Genomic DNA, 9,589 nt, shown 5'->3' on the forward strand with positions numbered 1-9,589 from the left:
CCCATTCGAAATGAGAAACTTTTTTACCGCACCCTGGATGGATGGAGCGTGGGAAAGTTCGATGTGGATTGTTGTAATGGGAGTTCTGGTTAATTCAGCCTGCGGACTTGTCGGTAATTTTTTGATACTCCGGAAGATGGCTTTGGTTGGAGATGCAATCAGCCATAGTATCCTTCCAGGGATTGCTATTGTTTTCCTCATGTCCAACTCACGATCAACCGGGCTCATGGTAACCGGTGCCTTAGCTGCAGGTTTAGTAACCGTCTGGTTGATTGAATTTATTCACACAAACTCACGGGTAAAAAAAGATGCAGCGTTGGGAGTTACTTTCACAACCTTGTTTGCAATAGGTGTAATTCTAATTTCGGTGTTTGCCGATCACGTTGACTTGGACCTGGAATGCGTACTTTACGGTGAAATCGGCTTTGTTTATTTTGAAGACAGTCAATTGATCCTGGGGCTAGACATTCCCTGGTCCGTTTTAAGAATGGGAGGTACCTTAGTGTTGGTGTCCTTGCTAGTTTTTGCGTTTTATAAAGAAATAGTGGTTACCTCCTTTGATTCTGGTTTGGCTACCTCCCTTGGAATACCAGCTGGATGGATTCATTATGGACTCATGATGATGCTTTCATTGGTTATTGTTTTTTCCTTTGAATCCGTTGGAGCCATTTTGGTGATAGCTATGTTAATTTTGCCCGGGACAACCGCAGCGCTACTCTCCGAACGACTTCCGCATATATTAATCCTCAGCCTTGTCTTTTCAGCTTATTACGCAATTAGCGGTCTTCACCTGGCAACTTTGCTCAATTGCTCACATGCAGGAGCAATGGTAGTTTCAGGATTTTCGCTTTTCTGTCTCGTATGGATCATAAGCCCAAAAAGAGGACTCCTAATCCAAAGCATTAAGAGATACCGCGGAAGAAAAAGTGCGGCGGCGGATCCAGGCTTTGGCGGCTAATATTTTCCGGCAAAAAACGGATTCACCTTTTTCTGCTCCTCAACGGAGGTTAATGGCCCATGACCAGGGCAAACAACCGTGTTGTCGGGTAAGGTCATGATTTCAGCACCGCTGGTTCGAATGGCGTCTTCATAAGATACCATTCCTCCACCCATAGATTGGGCAAAAAGAGCATCCCCTACAATGGCAACAGGTCGATCCAAACCTGCTACTACAAAAGTTATTCCTCCTTTAGCATGACCCCAGGTCAGTCTGGTTTCAATGTTTAGGCTACCGACCGAAAATGTTTTTCCCGCATCAAAAGGCTCACCAAAATTGGCAAATTCCTTTTTACCAACGTAGACAGGACAATTTACATGCTTAAGAATAGAGTTAACGTCCGCTATATGGTCTCCGTGGGTATGAGTTATCCAAATTCCTTGAACATCCAATCCTTCCGATTTCACAAATTCAAGAAGCTCTGACGCGTCGGCACCGCTGTCAAAAATTGCGGCCTTTTTTGAAGAATGATCCCAAACCACATAAGCATTCACAGTCATGTCATGAAAAGGTGAGTTAAAACAAGCCAAGCCGGACAATTGGATCTCGGCAGGTCGCCATGTTTTTTGACCAAGCAACACAAGTGCCTCAGGATCGAGATCCAGAATGGGTGCCAACTTTGCGGCCTCCTCCTCCACAAAATTCCCGCGCAGGGCTTCCCGAATTGCATCTTTTTTCAAACCACTTCTTTCTGAAAGCTGGGTGGTAGAAAGCCCCAAACCGCGGGCAGCTTTTGCAAGGACATCTTCGTAAAAGTCTTCAATAGGAATTTGCATAAAAATAAAGAATTTCTCCAACCCTTCGGAAAAGGACCAGGCAAGTAAATGTAAAAACAGGCGTAACCAATTTTACCAGTAGAGCGAGCCAAGCAAAGAGTGAGTAAATATTTTTTAAAACGCTAAATTCTAGTCACAGCTACTTTGCGAGCCATGAAAGAGTGCTTTGACTGACGAAATATGACTATCCAAGAGTTAGAGCGCTACCTTTCCTATTGCTCCAACAATTCGCTCCTATCTTTCGAACGCTCAAGAAGTTTAATTCCTGATAAGCTCGAAGTATGCGAGCACGTTCTCAGCGATGGCAAACTAGTCGAACTTACTTTGGACCGGGAGAGAGGGAAAATGATTTTGGAAGTTTACCGAAATGGAGATTTGGTGGGAGAACCTCTAAACTTTTTTGTGAAATCAATAACCGACTGTTTGCTGGGCGAAGACTGGGTACGTTTAGAACCAATTGATATTATCAAGCGCGTACTGGATCGAGAAACCGGTCTAAGAAGTGCCTGAAAAACCTCCTCAAATTGAAAGTGCTTTAGTCGAAGACCGATAGCACGATAATCAAGCAGTTGTGTTGGATAACACGCAGTGGACTTGATACCAAAAATTCCAAGGAGCTGGGTTGTTACCTGTTTTTCTGGATGCTTCATCCAAGGCTCCTTGATGTCCAAACTGTTGAATCAGCTCCCCGGCGGCCTCAGCTGGTTTTAGCGCTCCTCCAGGAATACCGAAAATGTTAGTTCTTTTATGGGCAGCTGACTTGTAGATATGAATTAATTCTCCTGTGGACATATGATTGGTGGTTTTTGATTAAATACTAGATTGCCTCCAGTATACCAATCCATCGGAGAATAGATATAGGGGAGTAAACAGAACATGGCATAGGGAATTCCCCTATACTAATTCGCGTATTACCTCTTCTTTTTTCCTATTGCTAGTAACACCACAAATGAGAGCTTTGAGACGTGTCAGAAGCAGATCCATCTTATGCCAAACAGATTCGTAAACTTGAAGAAGACCTTACATTCCTGGACGATCACGTCGTAAAACAGGATAAGGAGATTCTCAGGATTCAACAAAAACTCGATAAATCCATCCAGGAATTGAAAGAGCTCCGTGGGCACTTCGAATCCGGGGGTCTAACGGCAGGAAACGAGGACGCAAAACCGCCTCATTATTAAGCCGAAGTGAGTGAACCGCTTGGGAAAGCTGAGTAAATCGCTAACGAATTTCTATGGAATACGACTTCAATAAACCTTTAGATAGAAAAAATACGGCCAGTCTTAAATGGGATAAATATAAAGACCGCGACGTTATCCCATTCTGGGTCGCCGACATGGATTTTGAAATTGCGCCCGAAATTCAAAAGGCCATCGCAAAACGAAACGAACATGGCGTTTACGGCTATACGGTACCTGACGAAAACGTAACCAGGAGTGTCGTAGATTACCTTGAAAGAGAGCATGGTTACGAAATTGATCCTTCATGGATTATGTGGACTCCCGGTGTTGTCCCGGCTCTGAATCTTTTTTGTCGGGCATTCGGTGAACCAGGATCAAGCGTGATGACGGCAACTCCCGTCTACCCACCATTCCTAACCTCACCCGTAAATTCCGATAGGAAGCTTATTTCCGTTGATCTTAAATGGGACGGAAACCGTTGGACCTTCGATTTTGAAAAAATGGAGGCGAGTATCCGTCCGGATACACGTAGTTTTATTTTGTGTAATCCGCACAATCCTGTCGGCCGGGTGTTCGACAAAAAAGAACTGGAGCAGTTGTCTGAATTCTGTGTGAAGCACGATCTCGTCCTTTGTACCGATGAGATACATTCGGACTTAATTTTGGAGCCAGGACTTAAACACACACCAACGAATCTGATTAGCCCGGAAATTAGCAAGCGGTCTGTCATGCTCACATCCCCGAGTAAAACTTACAATTTACCAGGCCTCTGCTGCGCTTATGCAATCATTGAAGACCCTGGAATCAGAATGGCATTTAAGAAAGTCGCCAGAGGTATCATCACAGAAATAAATACGTTTGGTTACGTGAGTTGCGAGACTGCCTACAACCAAGGCGGAGAATGGAGGTTAGCGCTTATCGAATACCTAAGATCGAACCGGGATTTTCTTTATTCATTTATATCGCAGCACATTCCCAAGATAAGAATGCGCCCAATGGAGGCAACCTACTTGGCATGGATGGATGTGAGGGAATTAAATCTGGATGATCCAATCAGCTTTTTCGAATCGCATGGAGTTGGACTTTCGGACGGAAGTTTTTTTGGAGCCAAAGGGCACGTCCGATTTAACTTTGGATGCGCTCGTGGTTTATTGGAGAAAGGATTGCATCGAATGCAAAAAGCAGTCGCTGACCTTTGATATCTCCTCAATATCCAGTCCGGTTTCTATTTGGACTTTTTATTCAGTTTTCTGAACCAATCGGTAATAAGTTCTTTGTCGTAAAATAATTCGTCATTATAGTTGATCCGGATCTTATAGTTAAAACTCAGATCCGATAAATGTTCGTCTCCGGATTCGAGAACGTTTCCATCCGCATCCTTAAGTTCATAACTAAACTTAATACGAGGAGGGTAAATGGATTTCACAATTCTGATATCCATGGCATCGGCAGATCTCCATGGTTCGTAATCTCCGGCCAAGTCGATATCAGTTATCACCATGCTAAGAACCTGACCTTCCTCAAGATAACGCTCAGCTTGTTTGTTAATGTGTTTTTCAAACTGAGGGAGGTAGAGCTTCTGGCCCCGCTTGTTGCCGGCGTATTCATAATCGATATCACGATAGTTATCCGGATTTTCAAAAGTAAGCTCAACTTCAGCGGCAAGATTTACCGCTAGGAAACATAGGCTACAAAAAAGAATTGAAAAGAATTTCATAATTTTGGGTGGGTTTAAATTCAGTTATCATGCGCTATCGAAACAGGAGTCAAAAGTATGCTATTCCTATAATACGTCAATCCTGCGCTAACTGGATGAGCTCAGGGGTCAGCTTCTCTCCTTTTCTCCAAACAAGCTTCGCTAAGGTTATGGGAAGATTGAACCGCCTGGGACCGGCACTACCTGGATTGAGAAATAAAACTTCCTGTTCTTCAAATATTTCAGGTCGGTGAGAATGACCATAAACCACCATGTCAACCAGTTCCAGTACGGTGCGATCCAATTTCGAAATATCATGAATCATAAAAACCTTCAGCCCGCCCAAAGTTAAAGTTAATTTAGGGGGTAAACGTTTGCACCAGAGCTCGAAATCAACGTTCCCCCGCACCGTAAAAATCGGAGCAATGTCACTCAACCGGGCTAATATTTGCTCATCTCCCACATCGCCGCCATGCAAAATAACATCTGAACCTTTCAGTGCTGATAAAGCTTGAGGTCTGAGTAGACCATGAGTGTCGGAAATAATTCCAATCGAAAGCACTTCTTTCCCTTCAAACTCGCGCACCGTTATTTCCATAGATCTGCGCAGAATCATAGGGTCGTCGGTTGTTCTGTGAATCTTAAAAGAGAAGCGTCCGACGATCGCCAAAAACTTGTAAATCTTATCAAACCCATTGCATCAATGAACTCCCGGTTCGACCTTTATAGAGAAACCCGAAATCTTTGTTCCTCAGAACAATCTCACTAAACACTCGACACGTATATCCATGGGCAAAATTACCTACGAATTTATAATAGACAGCGGTGAAATCTTCACTTTCGACATTGATCCTCAAAAACCTACAAACACAGGATCAGAGCCCGTCCAAACGTCCGCAGCCTGGACAAGCCTTGAATATCATAAATGTGAAAACTGCCCGCTGAAACTTAAAGATCACCCTCACTGCCCGGTGGCACTCGATATTGAAGAAGTAGCCAAAAAGTTTTCGTCCTTACTTTCCTGGAAAAAAGCAGAAGTTTGGGTGCATACGGAAGAACGAAGCTATTCCAAAACGTGCGACCTACAGACCGGACTACGTTCCATGTTGGGGTTAATGATGGCTCTGAGCACATGTCCGATTCTCTCCAAGCTCAAACCACTGGCAGCAAGCCACCTACCCTTTGCGACCTTTCAAGAAACCGTTTCCCGCGTAGTGGGGAATTACTTAATCCGCCAATTTCTAAAGGACCAAAAAGGCGAAGAGCCGGACTGGTCACTCACAGACCTCAAGTCTATGTATAAGGAATTGGTTACGGTTAATTTCAGCATGCTTGAACGAATTCGGGCAGCTTGTGAAAAAGACGCCAACATGAATGCCATATCGATTTTCTTCTCCATGTCTTCCATTGTAAATATGGCTTTGGAAGAGCAGCTGGATGAGATGGAAGAACACTTTATCGGTGGGAAAAATAATTCAGCGGAATTGCCCTCTATTCCAGTTGCTTGATTTTGCCGGAATTATTCACTCCGTTTTTTTGAGGAGCAAAAATAAAAACATCCGAGGCTCTCCCCCGGGGTGTCTCTCGCGTATATTCCCATCTGAAATCCTACGGTTGTGGACGATCCAGACAACTGCAGGTGTTATTAACCATACTTGTACAAAATCTGAATTTGCTCGGCTGTGCTGAAACCGGGAAGTGGTTCGCCGCTAAACTGCTTTCTATTCTTGCAGGCGTCGAAGGACACTGTCGCGCATTGGGGCTTGATGAATCGCAAAAGTCAGCGACGAAGCAAGTTTCGAAGAATGAACCCGGTTGCGATTCAGCCTCCTGGAGGGGCGATAAAATTAGCCGCCATGAATAAATCGCTTTGCGCTCCTTTGATCATCAGGTTTGTGTGGCGAATCATCATTCATGATCTGGATCTATAGATTACTTTTTTTCCCAGTATTCATTCTCTCTGTCCCGTGGGTACTTTGGCATGTAAAACGACGAGGCGGCTATGGGAAAGACCTGACGCAAAGGTTCGGCAATATTCCAGGTTCCTTGGAGAAAACCCAAAACATCAAGCGAATTTGGATCCAGGCGGTGAGCGTGGGTGAGGTAAGAGCTTTGAGATCATTTTTAACAAAGCTGGACTCAGAAAAACGAGTAGAAGTATTTCTAACCGCAACAACGAGTACCGGCTACAAAATCGCGAAAGACAATTACTCCGAGCTCATCAAAGGGATATATTATTTTCCTATCGATTTCCCGCTGTTTAATCGAAAGACTTGGAATCGAATTCAGCCCGACCTTTGTATTCTTACGGAAGGCGAACTATGGCCGGAGCATATTCACACGGCTAAAATGCGTGGAGTTCCGATCGTGCTTATAAATGCAAGAATGTCCGATTCGACTCTTAAAACTTATCTCTCGTTGAGAGGTTTGGCCAAAAGCATTTTCAAAAGCCTGGACCTGATTATCGCTTCAAGCGAAGGAAACGCCAAGAGATTTAGAAAACTCGGCTGCGCTCACGAAAATACAAAAGTCGCAGGGAACCTTAAATGCGACATTCCAATACCGGACCTGCTTTCTGAAGACGAAAGAAACACTTTGGCAAAAGAACTGGGTTTACCGCTTAGGGCATCAACGGATAGCAACACTGTTATACTGTGTGGGGCTTCAACCTGGCCAGGGGAAGAGGCCGCACTTTTCAAGATTTCTAAACAATTACGCAGCGAAGGTATTGATCTGCGATTAATTGTAACCCCTCGACATGCGGAGCGGAAAAAAGAAATCAAGACAGACCTCGAACCTTTCGATCTCTCATCACATTTTCGCTCAGACGGTCCTGCTGAGAAGGTAGTAGAAATCAGTATCGCCGATACCACCGGTGAACTTCACAAGTTTCTGCAACTCTCCGACCTTGTTTTCGTTGGGAAAAGCCTACCGCCACATAAAGGAGGACAAACACCCATCGAAGCCGGGATGCTTAAAAAGCCGATCCTTTTGGGGCCAGGAATGTCGAACTTTCGTGATATCGCAAACAGCCTCATTCGATTTGGAATAGCAATTGAGGTTCAAGATGAACAAACATTGGAAAACGCGATTCGTACTTTCTGCCTCGATCCGAATCGGAGTCAGAACCAAAGCGAAAAGGCTGATGATTGGCTGAAGGCCAATCAGGGTGCCACTGAACGAACCCTTCAGTTTCTAAGCGATTTTCTATAACGGATAGCCGTTTAGAAACGTTCCAACATTAACCAGAAATATTAAGGTACAAAAAATGTCTTTGGTTATGATGCTAGAGGTGGCGGGAATTTCGTTTTGCTAAAAAGAACGCCGAGCCTTCTCATGGAGAGATGCTGCACCGCAGCTTCTCGGAATTGAGCATGGTTGCTTGTTCGAATTAGTTAATAGTTTAAGTATCATGTGATACGACAGGATCAGGGGAAACTACCGTCCATGTGGTCGTAAGAAGGGAAATAAAGGAAGGGAAATAAAGGGTCATTCCTTGATTCTTGAATTGAGTTCAGCCAACAATTCATTCGCTTCCGGCAACTCTCCTGACAGCGTTCGCTTCGACAGCTTACTGACCCCCGATTCACTTCCCATGGATAGTGCATCTGCAAGCCATCCATTGGGGCATAGGAGTTTTGTTTTCATGTGACAAGCGATCGCACATTTCCAGGGAGCGGATTTGGATTCCAATACGATCTTCTTCGAAGTCTTCTTAAAATGCTTCAGACACAGTTTGAGTCTTTTTTCCCATGCCAGTTCTCTCGCCTCTCTGGCCCCACCAGTGCCCAACTCTATAGCCGCCGCTATATGTTTCTCTTCTTCGAGCAAGCCAGTTTTGAACTCCTTGGTCCCCAGAGCCCAGCCTTTGCTCATCTTCTCAAAATTCATAGACTTCTTTTCGGCATCCGACTCATTCAACCACTTCAGGTATTGGGAATACTTGTTTCTTCCGTAGGTGGTATCTTTCAATTCTCCTGCTCCTAATAAGCTACTTTCCAAAGAAAGAAACGGTGGTCGCTTCCTCTTGTTCCTCAAATACCAGTAACTACTGTAACGATAATCCTTAAGCTCTGCTACCTTGCAGATACCTTCCCGTACGGGATTGAGATGAATATAGTGGCACAACCAGAACAAACGATCAAAATCCTCCACCAGAATACTTTTGAAGCGCCCCTGGAAGAGACGACCGTTTTCCTTCCGAAAGCGGTTAAACCGCATCGCGAACACACTTTGCAACCAACGCATCCCTTCACTGAGATTCGGCTCAGGGGTCTCCAGTGACAAGTGGTAATGATTGCTCATCACCACATAAGCATGCAGTTTCCAGCCTGCGTATTCACACGCTTCGAACAGGGTTTTCTCAAAGGACTTCTTTGCGCCTTCACTCTCGAATATCCAACTGCGGTAATTACCGCGGTTGATGATGTGGTAAATTGCGCCAGGGTACTCAAATCGTAACTTACGGGACATGACTCAAAAGAGAATCATCCCAAATCCAATCAGTCATCAAGGTAGGAACCGCCAGTTACCCGGCGGCCCCCCTCGCAGATCCCTGCGTGCGGTTTTCCCGCACAGGGCTCCTCTCAGCGACGCGCAGTGTAGAGGTCAGGTGTATCCATACGATAGTTGGAGGCGGGTTTGAGGTTCTAAGGCTCCTTCAACCATGCGGGGAGCTGGCATTCCCCAACTCTTCCACATCTCTCTGAAGCCATGCCAGTTATAGCTACGCCGCTGGCTGCGCCGATTCAACCATTTGAAAACGAGACGCTGACAAAGGTGCTGGTATTTCCACAGACTCTTTGCATTGCCTCTCACTCCATAATAGTGGTAGTGCCCTTGCAGTTTTCTTTGAGCCTGCCCCGAAAAATGGGAGACATGTTGTGCTAAACAATGCATAAAATGAGAACAATGAGTCAAAGACGAAAGTATACGAAAG

At 44.9% G+C, this 9,589-nt stretch carries 12 protein-coding genes; 6 read left to right on the forward strand and 6 right to left on the reverse strand.

The features are described from left to right. The first annotated feature begins 10 nt into the window (after positions 1 to 10). Positions 11 to 958 (forward strand): metal ABC transporter permease, encoded by a 948-nt coding sequence (locus O3C43_15045; GenBank protein MDA1067807.1) that lies wholly within the window; start codon positions 11 to 13, stop codon positions 956 to 958. Here O3C43_15045 and O3C43_15050 read toward each other — a convergent pair. Then, on the reverse strand, positions 955 to 1,773 hold the full coding sequence (locus O3C43_15050; protein MDA1067808.1) for an MBL fold metallo-hydrolase: 819 nt from the start codon (positions 1,771 to 1,773) through the stop codon (positions 955 to 957). The genes O3C43_15045 and O3C43_15050 overlap by 4 nt on opposite strands. Before the next feature lie 180 nt (positions 1,774 to 1,953). Between O3C43_15050 and O3C43_15055 the strand changes: the two genes are divergently transcribed. Next, positions 1,954 to 2,283 carry a hypothetical protein gene (locus O3C43_15055; GenBank protein MDA1067809.1) on the forward strand — a complete coding sequence of 110 codons (330 nt, stop codon included), beginning with the start codon at positions 1,954 to 1,956 and terminating at the stop codon, positions 2,281 to 2,283. A 51-nt stretch (positions 2,284 to 2,334) separates the two neighbouring features. Here the strand turns inward: O3C43_15055 and O3C43_15060 are convergent, their stop codons facing one another. Beyond that, a complete protein-coding gene (locus O3C43_15060; GenBank protein MDA1067810.1) occupies positions 2,335 to 2,565 on the reverse strand; it encodes a hypothetical protein in 231 nt (76 codons plus the stop codon). 173 nt (positions 2,566 to 2,738) lie between these two features. Between O3C43_15060 and O3C43_15065 the strand changes: the two genes are divergently transcribed. Further along, positions 2,739 to 2,954 (forward strand): SlyX family protein, encoded by a 216-nt coding sequence (locus O3C43_15065; GenBank protein MDA1067811.1) that lies wholly within the window; start codon positions 2,739 to 2,741, stop codon positions 2,952 to 2,954. A gap of 53 nt (positions 2,955 to 3,007) precedes the next feature. After that, positions 3,008 to 4,153, forward strand: coding sequence for a PatB family C-S lyase (locus O3C43_15070; GenBank protein MDA1067812.1), 1,146 nt, complete (start codon positions 3,008 to 3,010; stop codon positions 4,151 to 4,153). Between the two features lie 26 nt (positions 4,154 to 4,179). Here the strand turns inward: O3C43_15070 and O3C43_15075 are convergent, their stop codons facing one another. Further along, positions 4,180 to 4,671 carry a DUF3016 domain-containing protein gene (locus O3C43_15075; GenBank protein ID MDA1067813.1) on the reverse strand — a complete coding sequence of 164 codons (492 nt, stop codon included), beginning with the start codon at positions 4,669 to 4,671 and terminating at the stop codon, positions 4,180 to 4,182. 76 nt (positions 4,672 to 4,747) lie between these two features. Beyond that, positions 4,748 to 5,266 (reverse strand): metallophosphoesterase family protein, encoded by a 519-nt coding sequence (locus tag O3C43_15080; GenBank protein MDA1067814.1) that lies wholly within the window; start codon positions 5,264 to 5,266, stop codon positions 4,748 to 4,750. Positions 5,267 to 5,438: 172 nt separating this feature from the next. Here O3C43_15080 and O3C43_15085 point away from each other — a divergent pair, with 172 nt between their 5' ends. Continuing rightward, positions 5,439 to 6,158 (forward strand): hypothetical protein, encoded by a 720-nt coding sequence (locus O3C43_15085; protein ID MDA1067815.1) that lies wholly within the window; start codon positions 5,439 to 5,441, stop codon positions 6,156 to 6,158. Positions 6,159 to 6,564: 406 nt separating this feature from the next. Next, a complete protein-coding gene (locus tag O3C43_15090; GenBank protein ID MDA1067816.1) occupies positions 6,565 to 7,863 on the forward strand; it encodes a 3-deoxy-D-manno-octulosonic acid transferase in 1,299 nt (432 codons plus the stop codon). Between the two features lie 276 nt (positions 7,864 to 8,139). Here the strand turns inward: O3C43_15090 and O3C43_15095 are convergent, their stop codons facing one another. Then, entirely contained in the window at positions 8,140 to 9,123 is a 984-nt protein-coding gene (locus O3C43_15095) for a transposase (GenBank protein MDA1067817.1), read from the reverse strand. A gap of 135 nt (positions 9,124 to 9,258) precedes the next feature. After that, positions 9,259 to 9,589: hypothetical protein (locus tag O3C43_15100; protein ID MDA1067818.1), on the reverse strand; the 331-nt coding region annotated here is incomplete at its 5' end.

Source organism: Verrucomicrobiota bacterium (assembly GCA_027622555.1).
In the GTDB taxonomy this organism is placed as follows: domain Bacteria; phylum Verrucomicrobiota; class Verrucomicrobiia; order Opitutales; family UBA2995; genus UBA2995.

What these genes read in the sequence shown, in the direction of transcription:
- O3C43_15070 (MDA1067812.1), top strand. Translation starts at nt 3,008, where the DNA reads ATGGAATACGACTTCAATAAACCTTTAGATAGAAAAAATACGGCCAGT.
- O3C43_15085 (MDA1067815.1), top strand. Translation starts at nt 5,439, where the DNA reads ATGGGCAAAATTACCTACGAATTTATAATAGACAGCGGTGAAATCTTC.
- O3C43_15075 (MDA1067813.1), bottom strand. Translation starts at nt 4,671, where the DNA reads ATGAAATTCTTTTCAATTCTTTTTTGTAGCCTATGTTTCCTAGCGGTA.
- O3C43_15060 (MDA1067810.1), bottom strand. Translation starts at nt 2,565, where the DNA reads ATGTCCACAGGAGAATTAATTCATATCTACAAGTCAGCTGCCCATAAA.
- O3C43_15090 (MDA1067816.1), top strand. Translation starts at nt 6,565, where the DNA reads ATGATCTGGATCTATAGATTACTTTTTTTCCCAGTATTCATTCTCTCT.
- O3C43_15095 (MDA1067817.1), bottom strand. Translation starts at nt 9,123, where the DNA reads ATGTCCCGTAAGTTACGATTTGAGTACCCTGGCGCAATTTACCACATC.
- O3C43_15080 (MDA1067814.1), bottom strand. Translation starts at nt 5,266, where the DNA reads ATGATTCTGCGCAGATCTATGGAAATAACGGTGCGCGAGTTTGAAGGG.
- O3C43_15050 (MDA1067808.1), bottom strand. Translation starts at nt 1,773, where the DNA reads ATGCAAATTCCTATTGAAGACTTTTACGAAGATGTCCTTGCAAAAGCT.
- O3C43_15055 (MDA1067809.1), top strand. Translation starts at nt 1,954, where the DNA reads ATGACTATCCAAGAGTTAGAGCGCTACCTTTCCTATTGCTCCAACAAT.
- O3C43_15045 (MDA1067807.1), top strand. Translation starts at nt 11, where the DNA reads ATGAGAAACTTTTTTACCGCACCCTGGATGGATGGAGCGTGGGAAAGT.